This window comes from Ramlibacter sp. JJN2-2R (assembly GCF_057747835.1).
This window is the reverse complement of the sequence record NZ_CM173226.1, coordinates 1,142,647-1,158,794: the sequence shown is the minus strand read 5'-3', so window position 1 is coordinate 1,158,794 and position 16,148 is coordinate 1,142,647. Positions and strand designations below refer to the sequence as shown.

Below are 16,148 nucleotides of genomic sequence, written 5' to 3'. Positions count from 1 at the left end.
ATGGATCACCAGCCTGCCCCTCCATCCCCTCCTGCAGCCCGCCGTGTCGCGGTGATCGGGGGCGGCCCGGCGGGGCTGATGGCGGCCGAGGTGCTGGCCCGGGGCGGCGCGCAGGTGGACCTCTTCGAGACGATGCCCTCGGTGGGCCGCAAGTTCCTGCTGGCCGGCCGCGGCGGGCTGAACCTCACGCACTCCGAGGCCACGGCCGACCTGCTGCGCCGGTACGCCGAGCGCAGCGAGGCCCTGCGCGGCGCCATCACGGCCTTCGACGGCCCGGCCGTGCGCGACTGGGCCGCGGGCCTGGGCATCGCGACCTTCGTCGGCACCTCGGGCCGGGTGTTTCCGACCGACATGAAGGCGGCGCCGCTGCTGCGCGCCTGGCTGCACCGGCTGCGCGCAGCCGGCGTGCGCGTGCACACGCGCCACCGCTGGACGGGTTGGAACGACGACGGCGCCCTGCGGTTCGACAGCCCTGCCGGACCGCTCGTGCAGGCGGCCGACGCGGTCGTGCTGGCGCTGGGCGGCGCCAGCTGGCCCCGCCTGGGCAGCGACGGCGCCTGGGTGCCGAGGCTGCAGGATCGGGGCGTCGGCGTGGCGGCGCTCAAGCCCTCGAACAGCGGCTTCGACGTGGCGCCGACCGGGCCCGGCCGCGGCGGCTGGAGCGATCACCTGCGCCAGCGCTTCGCCGGCCAGCCGGTCAAGCCGGTGGCGGCGCGCTTCACCGATGCGGCCGGCCACACCGAACGGCTGCAAGGCGAGTTCGTCCTCACCGACACCGGCGTCGAGGGCAGCCTGGTCTATGCCTTCAGCGCGCGCCTGCGCGAGGCCATCGCGGCCCACGGGCAGGCGACGTGGCTGGTCGACCTGCTGCCCCAGCACAGCGCCGAGCAGGTGCTGGCGGAAACGTCGCGCCCGCGCGGCTCGCGCAGCCTGTCCACGCACCTCAAGAGCAGGCTGGGCGTGGAGGGCGTGAAGATGGCGCTGCTGCACGAGCTGCTGACCCCCGCCCAGCTGAACGACCCGGCCCAGCTGGCGCAGGCGCTCAAGGCATTGCCGCTGGTGCTGGCGCGGCCGCGGCCGCTGGACGAGGCGATCAGCACCGCCGGCGGCCTCACGTTCGAGTCGCTCGACGAGCGCGGCATGCTGCGCGCCCTGCCGGGCGTCTTCTGCGCCGGCGAGATGCTCGACTGGGAAGCGCCCACCGGCGGCTACCTGCTCACCGCCTGCCTGGCCACCGGCCGGGCGGCAGGCGAGGCCGCGCTGCAGTGGTTGGCGCGGACGCCGTCCTGACGGCAGCCCGGGATGGCGTTTGTCGGGATCTGACTGCCGCGGTGTCGATTTGCGCACCGCCCAATCGTCGTGCGGCTGGAGCAAGATCGTTCCGGATCTGAAAAGGAGACTTCCATGCGATTCATGGTCCTGGTCAAGGCGACCGCCGACAGCGAAGCGGGCGTGATGCCCAGCGAGGAGATGTTCGCGCAGATGGGCCGGTTCAACGAGGAGCTGGTGCGGGCCGGCGTGATGCAGGCGGGCGAGGGGCTGCAGCCCAGCTCGAAGGGCGCCCGCGTGCGTTTCTCCGGCCGGGAGCGCCAGGTCATCGACGGCCCGTTCGCCGAAACCAAGGAGCTGGTCGCCGGCTTCTGGATCTGGAAGTGCGGCTCGCTGCAGGAGGCCATCGAGTGGGTCAAGCGCTGCCCCAACCCGATGCCGTCCGACTCGGAGATCGAGATCCGCCAGATCTTCGAGGCCGAGGACTTCGGCGCCGAGCTCACGCCGGAACTGCGCCAGCAGGAGGAGCGGCTGCGCGCGCAGCTGCAGGCGCAGGACCAGCCGCGTTAGCCGGCTGCGGGCGCCGGCTCCCGCGAGCCGGGCCGGCAGCGGCGCGTCAGCTCTCGGCCAACAGGGGCCCCAGCGACGCCATCCCCCGCTCCCAGTCGGCGGCCATGCCCTGCAGCAGGTCGTCGGCGTTGAGCGGCCGCCCCGAGTTGACCGCGCGGGCCCCCTTGAGGATCAGCGTCTTGTTGGCCTGGCCGATCGCCTCGAAGCGCTCGGCCGCCTCGCCCAGCTCCGGGTAGCCCTGCGTGGCCATCCAGCGCAGGTGCGCGCCGAGCAGCTCGAACGCGGCGCCGGCCTGGCGCACCGAGGCGAACGCCCACTGGTGGTAGTACGGCAGGCCCTTGTCGTGCATGGCGGGCAGGTCCTGCGCGAGGCGCGCGGCAAAGCGCGAGAACGGGTTGCTGCGCGGGCGCCAGGCGAAGTGGCGGCGCAGCAGCTCGAACGACAGGTCGGACAGCTCGGACGAGCCGCGCCGCACCAGCCGGTCGATGCGCACCACCTCGGCGAACAGCGGCATGAACGCCGGGTCGGCCGGCGCGTCCAGGCGGAACAGCTGCCGGAAGTCCTCGCCCTCCAGCTCGTAGTAGCCGGCGTTGTGGAAGTAGCGCAGCCGCTCGCGCTGCTGGTCCAGTTCCGCCATCAGGATGGTGGTCTTGGTGTGGCTGCGGCGGTAGTCGGTGCCGGCCGTGTCGGGCAGCCAGAACGCGTCGGACTCGGTGCTGATCAGCTTGCCCGCCGCCAGGTGCTCGCGGGCATGCTCGATCAGCGGGCGCCACACCGTCAGCTCCTGCACGTCCACGCCGTACAGGCTGCGCAGTTCCTCCAGCGGGGGCTTGAAGAAGGTCCACTGGTCGCCCTCGAAGTCCACCGCCACCGTGAACGGCAGCATGGCCAGCGGCTCCAGGCCCAGCGTGTGCAGGAAGCCGATCCACAGGTCGGCGTAGCAGTTCTTTTCCGGCCAGGCGGCACCCTCGCCATGCAGCGGATGGCGCCGGTAGCTCTCGGGCGTCAGGCCGGGCAGGACGGCAAGCGTGCTCATGCGGCTCCTCTCGGCAGTCGCGCTCAAGGCCACAGCTGGGACCGCACGCGATCGGGCCAGTCGGCCGGGTCGTAGCCGTGCGCCTTGATCAGCGCCAGCGTGACGCGCTCCAGGCCGAAGCCGAGGCAGGCCGTGTGCGCCACCGTGCTGTCGGCATTGCGGATGCCGAACTTGGAGCTGAAGTGGTCCTGGTGCCAGTTGAACGAGCAGATCGCCGTCGGCTTCTCGCGCGAGATCACCGGGCAGAGGATCTCGAACTTCAGGCGCTGGTCGACCTGGTTGGCCGCCATCATCTTGCCGGCGCGGCCGAAGAACGGGTCGGAGGCGACGTCGCTCTGCACGGGCAGCCCCAGGCCCTCCAGCAGCGTGAGCCCGCGCTGCAGCCAGCTGTCGCGCCACTCCACCACGTCGTCCGGCTTGCCCACGCGGATGAACTCGCGCATGCGGAAGTGCTGCAGGCGCGTCGGCTCGTCCGACGGCTCGTGGCGGAACACCCAGTTGAGCACGGTCACCAGCCGGCCGCCCTCGGGCAGCAGGCCGCTGAAGGTGGGGTAGACCGGATAGCACGCGGCGGGCGTGAGCATCACGTCCGTCGGCGCCAGCATGTCTTCCCAGCGCTCGCCCGCGTTCACCTTGGCCGACAGCTCGCGCGCCTGCTTGTCGGTGCCCATGAAGCTGTGCACCGAGCCGGCCAGCTGCGGGAAGTTGTCCATGTAGCCCACCTTCTCGATCATCGAGCGGGCCAGGATGGGCGGGAACATCAGTTCCTGCGCGTTGTCGGGCGCGGCGGTGCGGCTGACCAGGTCGTTGAAGCGGCGCAGGATGTCCTCGAACACCGGGCCGCGCCCATAGGCGCCCTTGATGCCGGTCGGCACGACCAGGCCATGTTCGACCAGGCCTTCGGCAAAGCCCTGGATGTCATAGGTGCGGGTATCCATCACGACGCGTCCTTGAAGACGAGGAGCATCGACGCGTTCTTGGCGGCGATGCGTTCATTGGAGATCATCAGCGAGCCCGACAGCGCGTCGCGGTAGTGGCGACCGAGGCTGAAGGGGCTGTCGTTCTTGTAGCCCAGGATGCCGACGATCTGCAGCGCGCGGTGCACGATCTGCGGCGCCGCATCCGAGCTGGCGATCTTCAGGTTGTTCAGACGCAGCGCCCAGCCCATCTCGTTGAGCGGCTCGCGGTGCTCGCCCAGCGCGTCGAAGTCGCGCGCGGCCGACAGCCAGTTCTGCTTCATCGTCTGCAGCTGCACCTGCGCCTCGGCCAGGCGCGCGGCGGTCGGCGGCACCGAGCCCGGGTTCTGGCGGGCCTGGCCGCGCACGAAGTTGGCGGCCTTGTTCACGGCGCCCGCGGCGATGCCCCACCACAGCGACGACCACAGGATGTGCGAGTACGGCACCATGGTCTGCGCCGAGATGTCGGCGTAGGGCACGGGCAGGACCTGCCGCTCGTCGCCGTGCGATTCGAGCTTGAAGCCGGGGCTGCAGGTGCCGCGCATGCCCATGGTGTCCCAGCTGGTGGTCTGGGTGAGCGTGCAGTCCTCGCGCCGCACCAGCACCAGCACCTGGTCGCTGCGCGCGGCTTCCTCGTCCTTGCGGCAGGTGACCAGGATGGCGTCCGAGTGCGCGCAGTACGAGCCGGTCGTGGCGTCCTTGTCGAGCTGGAAGCGCCCGTCGCTGCGACGCACGGCACAGATGCTCGAGCGCGTGTCGCCGAAGGTGCCGTTCTCCGACGTCATCGACGCGAGCAGGTACTGGCGCTTGACGAGGTCGCGCAGGTAGTCGCGAAAGTGCTCGCTCTCCATGCCGTGGCGCGCGATGCACGCCAGCTGGATGTAGTGCATCGCCAGCACCATGGCGCTGGAGCCGCAGGCCTGGCCGAGCGTGGCGCACAGCTGCGCGAGCTCCTCCATGTTGCAGCCGGCGCCGCCAAGCTCGCGCGGCACGGCCGCGGACAGCACGTGGTATTCGCGCAGTGCCGCCAGCGTTTCGATCGGGAACCGCGCCTTCGCATCGACGTCGGCCGCCTGCGCGGCTGCGACGTCCGCAGCCACCTTGCGCACGTCGTCGATGAGTTGCGCGAATCCCGATGCCGAACGGAAATCCATACTTCTCGACCTCCCAAGCATGAGAATGTTGTGTGCGGGGACAATAGCACCGCGTCCTCCGCCCGTGGGGCGATCGCGCGACCAAATTGCACAGCCAGAAACTCATCCATTCGTTGTTGCGGCAGTGGACTGCACAGCCAGCGGGCGTTGTCCGACTCGGCATCGATCTCGTGCATATCCCGCGCATCGAAGAGTCGTTGCGCCACTTCGGCCCGCGCTTTGCCGCCAAGCTGTTCGCGCCCGGCGAGATCGCCTACGCCGAGGCCTCGCCGGCGGACCGCGCCCAGCGGTACGCGGCCCGTTTCGCCGCCAAGGAAGCGGCCATCAAGGCGCTGTCGCTGTCGGAGGCCGGCGTCGGCTGGCACGAGATGGAAGTGCAGCGCGCGGACGACGGTTCGTGCACGTTGCAATTGCACGGACGCGCGCTGGCGGCGGCGCGCGCACAAGGCATCAGCGGCGTCCTAGTCTGTTTGAGCCATGACGGCGATTACGCCGCGGCAGTGGTTGCGGCACTGTCCGACATGGTCGAGCCACAGGGCTGACCAGAATTCACTCGCATGACAGACCTGCAACAAGCTGACACCGCGATCCGACGCGTGCTGCGCGACCACGGCCGCCTGGCGGTGGACCCGGACAAGCTCGGGGTGGACGCGGACCTGTACCAATCGGGCATGACCTCGCACGCGAGCGTCAACGTCATGCTGGCCCTCGAAGGCGAGTTCGACGTCGAGTTCCCGGACCACATGCTCAAGCGCAACGTGTTTCGCAGCATCAGCTCGATCGAGCGGGCGCTGCGTGAGCTGATTGCCGCCTGAGCGCGGTCATGGATGCAGTACCTGCTCCGCACGCGCGGCGGCCGCTGGCCGCGCGCTGGCGGTTCTGCGCCGCCGACGCCGGCAGCGCGGAAGCGCCGCCCGCGGACGACAGCGCCTGGAAGGAGACCCGTGCTCCCCAGAGCGTCGCTGCCGCACTGCGTGAGCGGGGCGAGTGGTCGCTCGATGCGCCACCGCGTGACTTCGATGCCAGCGACTGGTGGTTCCGTGCCCGGTTCGATGCGCCCGACGAGCAGGCCACGACCCTGTGCTTCGACGGCCTGGCGACGCTGGCGCAGGCCTGGCTGAACGGCCAGCCGCTGCTGCAGTCCGACAACATGTTCGCCGCGCATCGCGTCGCCGCCGGCGACCGGCTGCGGCGCACGGACAACGATCTCCTCATCCGCTTCGGCGCGCTGGCGCCCGAACTGGCCCGCCGGCGCCCGCGCCCGCGCTGGCGCACGCCGATGGTGGCGCACCAGCAGCTGCGGTGGGTCCGCACGACGCTGCTCGGGCGCACGCCCGGGTGGTCGCCGCCGGCGGCCGTGGTCGGCCCGTGGCGGGACATCGCCCTCGCGCCGGAGGCGGACTGGACGCACCGCCTGGGCACCTTCGTCGACCAGGGCCAGGGCTGCTGCGACGTGCGCCTGCAGGCGCAGGCCGGCTGGGACCGGCGCGTCGACTCCGCGGAGCTGGTGCTCATCGCGCCCGATGGCGCCCAGCACGTCGAGCAGCTGGCCGGCGGCGACGGCGCCTTCGCCGCGCAACTGCGCATTGCGCGCCCCGCGCTGTGGTGGCCGCACACGCATGGCGAGCCGGCGCTGTACCGCGCCCTGCTTCGCCTGCACGTGCGCGGCGGCGAGCGCCAGGAAATCGCGCTGGGATCGGTCGGATTCCGCACCGTGCAGGTCGACCGCGACGGGGGCGGCTTCGCCCTGCGCATCAACGGCGAACGCGTGTTCTGCCGCGGCGCGGGCTGGACGCCGCTCGACCCGGTGAGCCTGCGCTCGACCCCGCAGGCGTGCCGCGCGGCGCTGGAGCAGGTGCGCGCCGCGGGCATGAACATGCTGCGCATCGCGGGCACGCTCGCCTACGAGGAAGACCATTTCTACGACGCCTGCGACGAGCTGGGGCTGCTGGTCTGGCAGGACTTCATGTTCGCCAGCATGGACTACCCGTTCGCCGACGCGGGCTTCGCCGAGGGCGCGGCGCGCGAGGTGCGCCAGCAGGCGCGCCGGCTGGCGCCGCATGCCTGCGTTGCCGTGCTGTGCGGCAACAGCGAGGTGGAGCAGCAGGCCGCGATGTGGGGCGTGCCGCGCGAAGGCTGGCAGCAGCCGTTCTTCCACGAGACCGCCGCCGGCGTCTGCGCCGAGGAGGCACCCTCGGCGGCGTACTGGCCCTCCAGCGCGCACGGCGGCGCGTTCCCGCACCAGGCGGGCGCCGGCACCACGTCGTACTACGGCGTCGGCGCGTACGAGCGGCCCCTGGCCGATGCGCGCCGCAGCGGCCTGAAGTTCGCCACCGAGTGCCTGGCGTTCGCGAACATCCCGTCGGCTCCCGCTCTGGAGCGGCTGCCCGGCGGGCTCGCCACGCGCGTGCACCATCCGCACTGGAAGACCCGCTCCCCGCGCGACCTGGGCGCCGGCTGGGACTTCGACGACGTGCGCGACCACTACGTGCGCGAGCTGTTCGGCATCGACCCGGCGCGGCTGCGCCATTCCGACCACGACCGCTATCTCGCCCTCGGGCGCGCCGCCACGGCCGAGACCATGGTGGCGGCGTTCAGCGAATGGCGCCGCGCCGGCACCGAATGCAACGGCGCCCTGCTGCTCTTCCTGCGCGACCTGTGGGCCGGCGCCGGCTGGGGCGTTCTCGACGAGCAGGGCGGCCCCAAGTCGTGCTGGCATGCGCTGCGGCGCGTGCTGCAGCCGCTGGCCGTCGTGGTGACCGACGAGGGCGGCGACGGCCTGGTCGCCCATGCCGTCAACGAAGGCGCCGCCCCCCGGCGCGTCCGGCTCACCTTCACGGCCTGGCGCGACGGCGACGTGCGCGTGGCCGAAGGGCGGCGCGACCTCGAGATTCCCGCACGCGGCGTTGTTGCCGTCCCGATTGCGCAGTTGTTGGACCACTTCATGGACTTGAACCACGCGTGGCGCTTCGGCCCGCCGGCTTGCGAGCTGGCGGCCGTGCGCCTGCACGGCGACGGCGGCGAGGAACTCGCCCGCGCCGTGCACTTTCCGCTCGGCATCGGGCACCTCGTCGCCGCGCCGCGGCGCGACCTCGGACTCACGGCACGCTGCACGCTGCGCCACCCCGGCGAGGCGGAGCTGCAACTGGCCACGCGCGACTGGGCGATCGACGTCCAGGTCGACATGCCCGGCTGGCAGGGCGAGGACGACCACTTCCACCTGCTGCCTGACGAGACGCGCACGGTGCGGCTGCGGCAGGTGCGCGAAGGCAGCGATGCCTGCGGCCTGGTGCATGCGCTGAACCTCTCGTCGGCCCTGGCCGTGGAGGCGCAGGCATGACCGCCCTGGCCTTCGCCCCCCCGCCCGCCGTCTGCGTCACCTTCGACACCGCCGACGGCTGGTGCTTCGGCTGGTACCACCCGCCGGCGCTGCCGTGGCGCGACGTCGCCGTGGTGCTGTGCCCGCCGGTGGGCCACGAAGCCATCTGCAGCTACCCCACCCAGGTGCAGCTCGCCGGCGCGCTGGCCCAGGCAGGCTTCCCGGTGTTCCGCTTCGACTACCACGGCTGCGGCGACTCCAGCGGCCAGGCCGAGGATGCGCAGCGCGTGCAGGCGTGGATCGCCAGCCTGCACGCGGCGATCGGGCAGGCGCGCGAACGCTCGCAGGCCCGGCACGTGGCGCTGCTGGGCATCCGCCTGGGCGCCACGCTGGCGGTGGAGGCGGCGGCGCGCCTCGGCGGCGTGGACAGCCTGCTGCTGTGGGCGCCCTGCCCCACCGGCAAGTCGTTCGTGCGCGAACTCCGCGCGGCCGGGACCGAGCAGCGCGATGGCGGCCTGCTCGCCCTGGGCGACCGCTACAGCGCCGAGACCCTGCAGGCGCTGCAGCGGCTGGACGCGACCCGCCCCACGTGCCGCCCCGCCGCCCGCGTGCTGGTGATCGGACGCGACGACCTGCCGGTCGAAGGGCCGCTGCCGAACGCCCTGCGCGCGACGGGCGCGCACGTGGACTACGCCGTGTGGCCCGGCTACGCGGCGATGGTCGACGAGCCGCGCGCCGGCGTGCTGGATGCGCGCACCTTGCAGTCCGTCTGCGACTGGTTCGCAGCTTCCCCGGCCGCCAATGCGCGCGAGGACGCGACGCCGGCCCTCACCGAGGAATTGCAGTGGCGCGACTGTGGCGCCGTGCGCGAGACTGCGGTGCGCTGCGGCCCGGGCGGCTCGCTGCTGGGCGTGCTGACCGAGCCGGCCGCGGGCGTCGCCGGCGAGCGCCGCGGCCAGACGGGCCTGGTGCTGCTGAACGTCGGTGGCAACTACCGCGTCGGGCCGCACCGCATCTACGTGGCCATGGCGCGCACGCTCGCGGCGGCGGGCCACCCGGTGCTGCGGCTGGACATCGCCGGCCTGGGCGACAGCCCGCCCGCAGCCGGCCAGCCCTGGGGCAACCTGTACGCGCGCGAGTCGGCGCAGGACGTGCGCGCCGCGATCGACGCGCTGGCGCTGCGCGGCTGCCGCGAGTTCGTGGTCATGGGCATCTGCTCGGGGTCGTACGTCTCGTTCCAGACCGCCCTGCTCGACGAGCGCGTGGACGGCGTCGTGCTGATGAACTCCCGCCTGCTCGAGTGGACGCCCGGCAAGGCCGGCGACACCTGGCAGAACTCGATGCAGCAGTACGCCAAGTCGACCGACTACTACCGCCGCGCGGCGCTCCAGCCCGAGGCCTGGCGGCGCCTGTTCCGCGGCGAGATCAACGTGCGGCTGATCGCGCGGCGCTTCGTCGCCCTGACCGTCGCGCGGCTGCGGCGGCTGCTGGCCTTCGGCGCCTCGCGCGAGGAGACGCTGCTGGCCAAGATGCAGCGGCTGTGCGGGCGGGGCACCGACGTGCTGATGATGGTCTCGGACGCCGACGACGGGCGCGACTACGTCGAGTTCCACTTCGGCACCGCGGGCCGGCGCATGCGCGCCCACCCGAACTTCCGCATGGCCTACGTGCCCGATGCGGACCACACCTTCTCGCGCCCGGGCAACCAGGACCACGTGCTGCGGGAGCTGCTGCGCCACCTGGACCAGCGCGCCGGCAGGGCGGCGAAGGCGGCCAGGACACCCGAGCCGCCCGCCTGGCTCGGACAGGTGCGGTCCAGCGGCTAGCGCCTGCGGCCCCGCTATAATCTTGGGTTCGCGTGCCGGAGTAGCTCAGTCGGTAGAGCAGCTCATTCGTAATGAGAAGGTCGGGGGTTCGATTCCTCTCTCCGGCACCACGAGACCAAGGGTCTGTCGCCTTCCCGGCCACAGGCCCTTTTTCATTCCCGACCGCGATCGCCCCGCTGCGCGCGCAGCGTCACTGCCCCGTGCCGGTCCGCGCGCCGGCGACGGTCTTGCGCAGCACTTCGGATCGGCGCGTGAACACGTCCGGGCTCAGCTGCGTGTCCAGGTCGGCGAAATCGGTGGTGCCGGTGGAGGCCGTGCCCGCGAGCGAGCCCTGCGTGCGCTCCGTGGCGGCGGCCAAGGCCGCTTCGGACGGGCTGAGGCCGGCCGCCGGCCGGGTCTTGGGCCGCATGCAGGCGCGGCCGGCGGCCTTGGTCAGCGGGTCGGCGAGGACGTCGATCTCGCGCAGCGCCGTGGCGAGGAGCCTGGACGACACCTTCGGCGGCCGGCCCTGCCCCAGGCTCCGGCGCACTTGCAGGTACAGGGCTTGCGCCGAGCCGAACCTGCCCTGGATCTCGTCGTCGCTGGCGCGCGACAGCACCAGGGCCAGTCCACCGGCCAGCGCGCACCACTGGCGCAATTCGGGATCGGGTGTCTCGTGGATCGCGGGCAGTTCGCCATAGGGCGAGCGGATCCAGGCACCGCCCGATCCCATCCAGCGCAGGAAGCCCACCATCGCTCTCCTCCAGGTCATGCGCGGCACCGCCTCCGGTCGCGGTCACCGCTGCTGTTTCGGGGAATGTTACGGGTGCTGGGCCAGCTCGCCTATGAAGGTAACTCCGCGTTACGTGCACCTGACGGTTTGGTCAGGTGCGGAAAGGACGGGGCTGGGCACCCCGAACGCCACCGCGCTGTGCGATTGCTCCGACAGCCTTGACGGCGCCTCTCTCACGGGGAGCCGAGCCGATGGGAGGCGATCCCATGCAACAAGCATCTGCATGCTTGGCTTCACCACTGATGAAAAGGAGTTGCCAATGACCAAACTGCTCGCAGCCATCGCCGTCGCGTGTTCCCTCGCCGCCTGCGGAAGCGGGCCCTCGATGTCGGGCTCGGCATCCGGATCCGCTTCCGGCATGGGGGCGGCCGGCGGGTCGATGAACGGCTCGATGAGCCCCTCCACCGCCGGGACCACCAGCACGGCCCCGAGCACAGGCACGTCGTCCGGTTCGTCCTCCGGGATGGGCGCGTCGAGCGGTTCGACCACCACCGCGCCGGCGTCCGGCACGGCCGGTTCGTCGAGCAGCTCGGGGACCAGCGGGTCCACCGGTGCGTCGAGCTCCGGCGGAGTGACCACGACCAAGTGACGCGAGCGCCAGCCGGCCCCGGGCGGGGGCCGGCTGGCCATCGGCGCGACGACGCGCTCCTGATTCGACCATCGGACGGTGAGCCGCGCCCGGCCGACCGACAACGGCCGTGCCTGCCTGCTGACACGGCGTCCACGAAACTGCTTCTAGCATCGGACCCGCCGCGCGGACTTCGCCGCGCGCCTGCCGGGAGAAGCGCATGAACCTCACGACCCACATCGGCCCCGTCGCCGCCCTCATCGCCGGCATCCTGATCCTGTTGATGCCGCGGCTGCTCAATTTCATCGTCGCGATCTACCTGATCGTGATCGGCGCGGTGGGCCTGTTCGGCCGCTGACGGCGGGTCGCTTCCAGGATCCCTGGCCCCGCGCTGCCCTGCGGCGTTCGCGCAACGCCCTAGGGACAGCCCGGGTCGTGCCGCGCGTGCTGTTGCGTTAGCGTGACGTGACACGGCGCAGTTGCCGTGCAGAACGACAACAGGGGACCCATGAAGTATTCGACGATGGCCCGCGCCGCACGCGCGCTGGCCTTGCTTGCCGCCATGGCGCCGGCAATCTCGTTTGCGGACATCGCGCTCGGCCACTCCGGCGATCTCTCGGGCACCTCCGCGGCGCTCACCAAGGACTACCTGCGCGGCATGAACGCGTACTTCGACGAGGTGAACCGCAAGGGCGGCATCCGCGGCGAGAAGATCCGGCTGGTGAGCCTGGACGACGGCTTCAATCCGGACAAGACCGCGGACAACACCAAGGCACTGATCGACCAGAACGTGCTCGCGCTCGTGGGCTACCGCGGCACGGCCAACGTGCAGAAGATCCTGCCCATCGTGCAGGCCGCGGGCATCGCGCAGATCGGCAACACCAGCGGCGCCAGGTCGCTGCGCGAGCCGCACGTGCCCAACCTGTTCCACCTGCGCGCCAGCAGCAGCGACGAGATCGAGGCGGCAGTCAACCACGCCTGGACCATCGGCGTGACGCGCATCGCGGCGGCCTACCAGGACGACGCCTTCGGCAAGGAAGGTGTCGAGGCGCTGAACGCCGCGGTGAAAAAGCGCGGCGGCACGCCGGTGGCCGTCGCGCCCGTGCCGCGCGGCACCGTCGACGTGGCCAAGGCGATCGAGACGGTCGCGGCCGCGAACCCGCAGGCCGTGATCTTCATCGGCCAGTCCAAGCCCGCCGCGGCGCTGATCCAGGGCATGCGCGCCAAGGGCTCGAACCCGCAGTTCTTCGTCCTGAGCGTGGCCTCGGGGCTCCATGCGGACCTGGGCCCCACCGCCGCCGGCGTCATCGTGTCGCAGGTGGTGCCGTATCCGTTCACCGAACTGGGCAACCCCGTGGTGCGCGAATACCAGAAGGCGATGGGCCAGCTGCCGGACAAGAAATACAGCTACAACAGCATGGAAGGCTTCCTCAACGCCAAGCTGGTGGCGACGGCGCTCTCGCGCGCGCCGGCCCCGCTGTCGCGGGCCAAGGTCATCTCCACGCTGGAAGGCCTGACCAACGAGGACCTCGGCGGCTTTGCCGTCTCCTACGGCAAGCAAAGCAACCTGGGCTCGCGCTTCGTCGCGCTGACGATGATCCGCGCCGACGGCTCGTTCGCGCGCTGATGGTGCCGTGCCGCCGGCGGGCGGCCTGAGTGATTTGGTTTGCGTTCGAGGCACCGCGTGCGCATCGCGCGCGGTGCCTCGATGCTTTTCGCCGCACCCCTGCCGCCACCGACTGTCACAACTTCGGCTGGCTCGGCCGGAAATGGCGGCGCCTCATTGACGTTCATGCGAGGGGACGCCGCGGCGATGTTGCCGCGGTGCCAGCCCGAGGGAGGCCCGCCATGAACACGACAGAGGCGAACCGCGCGCAGCGCCAAGCGCGCTACCAGCCCGACCAGGTCAATCGCGGGACCTGGCAGCGGCCCGACACCGTGCAGGTGTACGAACGGCTGCAGGGATGGACCGATCCGGGCGAGCGCGCGGCCATCGAGCGCGTCACGGCGCAAGCGCGGGGCCGGCCGATCCTCGACATCGGTGTCGGCGCCGGGCGAACGACGCCGCTGCTGTGGCCGATCAGCCAAGACTACCTGGGCATCGACTACACGCCGGAGATGGTGGCGGCCTGCCGCAAGACGTACCCCGGGGTGAGCTTCCGGCAGATGGATGCCCGCCACATGTTCGAGCTGCCGGACGGCCACTTCGAGCTGGCGGTGTTCTCGTTCAACGGCATCGACTCCGTGCCGCCGCCCGACCGCCTTCGCATCCTGGCCGAAGTGCACCGCGTGCTGCGCCCGGGCGGACTGTTCGTCGTGTCCTCGCACAACCGCCACGGCCCCGGCGTGCTCGAGAAGCCGTGGCACGTGGCCTGGAGCCCCAATCCGCTGCGCCTGGGCTGGCGGTTCATGCGCCAGTTGGCGGCCATGCCGCGCAACCTGCAGAACCACCTGCGATACCGGTCGGCGAACGAGGACCACGAGGAATGGGCGCTGCGCAATGCCGGCGCGCACGGCTTCGGGCTGCTGGTGGTCTACACGACGCTGGCGGAGCAGCGCCGGCAACTCGCGCAGGCGGGCTTCGTGGTCGAAGCGAGCTTCGACAACCTGACCGAAGCCTGCCTTGACGATCCGCAGGACACCCACGCCATCTGGTGGTTCCACCACGTCGCGCGCAAGCCCCTGCACTGAACCTGTTTCCCTCGCGCAAACCCTGTGACGAATGCCTCATGGGGACGCTTATGCTGTGCCGGCCGAATACGAACGGTCGTTCTTTTTTCAAAGGTACAGCATGCAATTCAAGAGAACAAGACGAGCCCTGCTGCTTTCTGCCTGCGCGGCTGCCGCAATCCTGGCCGCCTGCGGTGGCGGCGGCAACAGCGACGCCGGTCCCAAGCAGTCGATCACGCGCATGGTGGTGGCCGGCGACAGCCTGGCCGACGTGGGCGTGTTCGGCGCAAAGTTCACGGTGCAGAACGCCGCCAATCCGGCCGCGGGCTACCCGATCTTCCCGGAGATCGTGGGCCAGAACTTCGGCCTGAGCGGCCAGTGCGCCTTCTTCTCGTCCACCAACGGCCAGAGCTTCGGCACGCGCGCCGGCTGCACCAACTATGCGGTGGGCGGCGGCCGGGTGGTCAACCCGGCCTCGCAGGGCGGCGCCGCGGCGCCGTTCGGCGTGCCGATGCAGCTGGCCACGGCGGTGCAGGCCGCCGGCGGCACCTGGACCACGACCGACCTGATCCTGGTGGATGGCGGCGGCAACGACGCGGCGGACCTCGTGTCGTCGTACCTCGGGCTCGCGGGCGGCGCCGCCGGCCTGACGGCATTCCAGACCTTCCTCGCGCAGCAGCTCGATCCGGCCACCATCGCGGCCACGCTGCCGGGTGCCAACGGCCCCGCCGTCGCCGCCGGCCTGTACATGCAGAAGCTGGCCGACACGTATTACGCCGCCATCAAGGCCAACGCGCTGGACAAGGGTGCGACGCATGTCGCCGTGCTCAACATGCCCGACGTGACGATCACGCCGCGCTTCCGTGGCGTGCTGGCGCAGGTGGCGGCGGCCAACGGCGGCGGCACGGCAGGCGCAACCGCGGCCGCCACGCTGCAGGGCGCGATCCAGCAATGGATCGGCGCGTTCAACTCGCAGCTGGCCAGCCGCGTCGCCGGTGATGCGCGCGTCGCGCTGGTGCCGTTCTATGCCGACTTCACCGACGAAGTCACCAATCCGGCGGCGTACGCCCTGACCAACGTCACGACCCAGTCGTGCCCGGTCAGCGGCTTCCCGCAGACCTGCACCGACACGGCGCTGGATGCCGCGCCGCCCGCGGGCCTGGCCGCCGGCTGGTGGCACACCTGGGCGTTCTCCGATGGCTTCCACCCGAGCCCCTTCGGCCACCGGCTGCTCGCCTCCTCGGTGAGCCGCGCCCTGGCCCGCGCCGGCTGGCTGTGATGGCGACCCACGAGGAGAACACCACGATGCACAACGACAAGAACCTGGTTCGTTTCGCCGCCGCCGCCGTGCTGGCGGGCGCCGCGCTCACCGCGCAGGCGCAATCGGCCGGCACCTGGATGGTCAGCGTGGGCGCCACGCAGATCAAGCCGAATGTCGCCAGCGGCACGCTCAGCGCGCCTTCGTCCCCCGGCACGATGGTCGACATCGGCGGCGACACGCAGCCGACCGTTTCCATCACGCGCATGCTGGACGACCACTGGTCCGTCGAGGTGCCGCTGGGCCTGCGCTACAAGCACGGCATCACCGGCACGGGCGGCATCGCGGGCGTGGGCCAGATCGGCACCGTGAAGGTGCTGCCCGTGACGGTCTATGCGCAATACCGCTTCCTGGAGCCCAGCTCGCGCATCCGCCCCTACGCGATGCTGGGCCTGACCTACGCGCACTTCTACGGCGCGCGCGGCAGCGCGGCGCTCAATGCGATCAACCCGCTCAACCCGCCCGGCGGCACCGGCCTGTCGGTGGAGTCGCGCTTCGCCCTCGCCCCCGGCGTGGGTGTCACCGCGTTCCTGAACGACAAGTGGTTCGTGGACGTGCATTACTCGCGCCCGCTGCTCAAGACCAGGACGACGCTGTCCACCGGCCAGAGCATCTCCACGCGCCTGGACCCCGACGTGTACGGGGTCGGCGTCGGCATGCGCTTCTGATCGCGCCGCCGGCCGATCACGG

The 16,148-nt window shown here is 71.4% G+C and carries 16 protein-coding genes and 1 tRNA gene; 12 read left to right on the top strand and 5 right to left on the bottom strand.

Features of this window, described 5'->3' with window-relative positions:
* Both AC3ANR_RS05650 and AC3ANR_RS05645 read left to right on the top strand, forming a co-directional pair.
* A complete protein-coding gene (locus tag AC3ANR_RS05650; protein ID WP_488290897.1) occupies positions 1–1,290 on the top strand; it encodes a TIGR03862 family flavoprotein in 1,290 nt (429 codons plus the stop codon).
* Positions 1,291–1,404: 114 nt separating this feature from the next.
* Positions 1,405–1,839 carry a YciI family protein gene (locus AC3ANR_RS05645; RefSeq protein WP_488290896.1) on the top strand — a complete coding sequence of 145 codons (435 nt, stop codon included), beginning with the start codon at positions 1,405–1,407 and terminating at the stop codon, positions 1,837–1,839.
* A 46-nt stretch (positions 1,840–1,885) separates the two neighbouring features.
* Here the strand turns inward: AC3ANR_RS05645 and AC3ANR_RS05640 are convergent, their stop codons facing one another.
* The 3 genes from AC3ANR_RS05640 to AC3ANR_RS05630 are packed head-to-tail and all read right to left on the bottom strand — an operon-like array spanning position 1,886 to position 4,985.
* A complete protein-coding gene (locus AC3ANR_RS05640; RefSeq protein WP_488290895.1) occupies positions 1,886–2,875 on the bottom strand; it encodes a DUF1839 family protein in 990 nt (329 codons plus the stop codon).
* Positions 2,876–2,898: 23 nt separating this feature from the next.
* Positions 2,899–3,813 (bottom strand): amino acid--[acyl-carrier-protein] ligase, encoded by a 915-nt coding sequence (locus AC3ANR_RS05635; RefSeq protein WP_488290894.1) that lies wholly within the window; start codon positions 3,811–3,813, stop codon positions 2,899–2,901.
* Complete coding sequence (locus tag AC3ANR_RS05630; RefSeq protein WP_488290893.1) at positions 3,813–4,985, bottom strand: acyl-CoA dehydrogenase family protein; 1,173 nt, start codon at positions 4,983–4,985, stop codon at positions 3,813–3,815. The genes AC3ANR_RS05635 and AC3ANR_RS05630 overlap by 1 nt, the downstream gene beginning before the upstream one ends.
* 86 nt (positions 4,986–5,071) lie before the next feature.
* On the opposite strand from AC3ANR_RS05630, the gene AC3ANR_RS05625 reads away from it, so the two are divergent.
* From AC3ANR_RS05625 to AC3ANR_RS05605, 5 genes are all read left to right on the top strand, one after another.
* Positions 5,072–5,527 (top strand): holo-ACP synthase, encoded by a 456-nt coding sequence (locus tag AC3ANR_RS05625; protein WP_488290892.1) that lies wholly within the window; start codon positions 5,072–5,074, stop codon positions 5,525–5,527.
* 15 nt (positions 5,528–5,542) lie between these two features.
* Positions 5,543–5,800, top strand: a complete 258-nt coding sequence (locus AC3ANR_RS05620) for an acyl carrier protein (RefSeq protein ID WP_488290891.1) — start codon at positions 5,543–5,545, stop codon at positions 5,798–5,800.
* Positions 5,801–5,808: 8 nt separating this feature from the next.
* Positions 5,809–8,325, top strand: coding sequence for a glycosyl hydrolase 2 galactose-binding domain-containing protein (locus tag AC3ANR_RS05615; RefSeq protein ID WP_488290890.1), 2,517 nt, complete (start codon positions 5,809–5,811; stop codon positions 8,323–8,325).
* Positions 8,322–10,130: an alpha/beta fold hydrolase gene (locus tag AC3ANR_RS05610; RefSeq protein ID WP_488290889.1), complete on the top strand. Its 1,809-nt coding sequence runs from the start codon at positions 8,322–8,324 to the stop codon at positions 10,128–10,130. Before AC3ANR_RS05615 ends, AC3ANR_RS05610 begins: the two co-directional genes overlap by 4 nt.
* 34 nt (positions 10,131–10,164) lie before the next feature.
* Positions 10,165–10,240, top strand: a tRNA-Thr gene (locus AC3ANR_RS05605).
* 80 nt (positions 10,241–10,320) lie between these two features.
* Here the strand turns inward: AC3ANR_RS05605 and AC3ANR_RS05600 are convergent.
* On the bottom strand, positions 10,321–10,881 hold the full coding sequence (locus AC3ANR_RS05600; RefSeq protein ID WP_488290888.1) for a hypothetical protein: 561 nt from the start codon (positions 10,879–10,881) through the stop codon (positions 10,321–10,323).
* 90 nt (positions 10,882–10,971) lie between these two features.
* The gene (locus AC3ANR_RS05595; RefSeq protein WP_488290887.1) at positions 10,972–11,451 is read right to left on the bottom strand and encodes a hypothetical protein; all 480 of its coding nucleotides are present in this window, start codon (positions 11,449–11,451) and stop codon (positions 10,972–10,974) included.
* A gap of 239 nt (positions 11,452–11,690) precedes the next feature.
* Here AC3ANR_RS05595 and AC3ANR_RS05590 point away from each other — a divergent pair, with 239 nt between their 5' ends.
* From AC3ANR_RS05590 to AC3ANR_RS05570, 5 genes are all read left to right on the top strand, one after another.
* Positions 11,691–11,828, top strand: coding sequence for a DUF3096 domain-containing protein (locus AC3ANR_RS05590; protein WP_488290886.1), 138 nt, complete (start codon positions 11,691–11,693; stop codon positions 11,826–11,828).
* A gap of 150 nt (positions 11,829–11,978) precedes the next feature.
* Positions 11,979–13,097 (top strand): ABC transporter substrate-binding protein, encoded by a 1,119-nt coding sequence (locus tag AC3ANR_RS05585; RefSeq protein ID WP_488290885.1) that lies wholly within the window; start codon positions 11,979–11,981, stop codon positions 13,095–13,097.
* A gap of 221 nt (positions 13,098–13,318) precedes the next feature.
* Entirely contained in the window at positions 13,319–14,161 is an 843-nt protein-coding gene (locus tag AC3ANR_RS05580; RefSeq protein ID WP_488290884.1) for a class I SAM-dependent methyltransferase, read from the top strand.
* A 100-nt stretch (positions 14,162–14,261) separates the two neighbouring features.
* Positions 14,262–15,419 carry an SGNH/GDSL hydrolase family protein gene (locus AC3ANR_RS05575; protein WP_488290883.1) on the top strand — a complete coding sequence of 386 codons (1,158 nt, stop codon included), beginning with the start codon at positions 14,262–14,264 and terminating at the stop codon, positions 15,417–15,419.
* A 26-nt stretch (positions 15,420–15,445) separates the two neighbouring features.
* Positions 15,446–16,126, top strand: a complete 681-nt coding sequence (locus AC3ANR_RS05570; RefSeq protein ID WP_488290882.1) for an OmpW/AlkL family protein — start codon at positions 15,446–15,448, stop codon at positions 16,124–16,126.
* Positions 16,127–16,148: the final 22 nt, after the last annotated feature.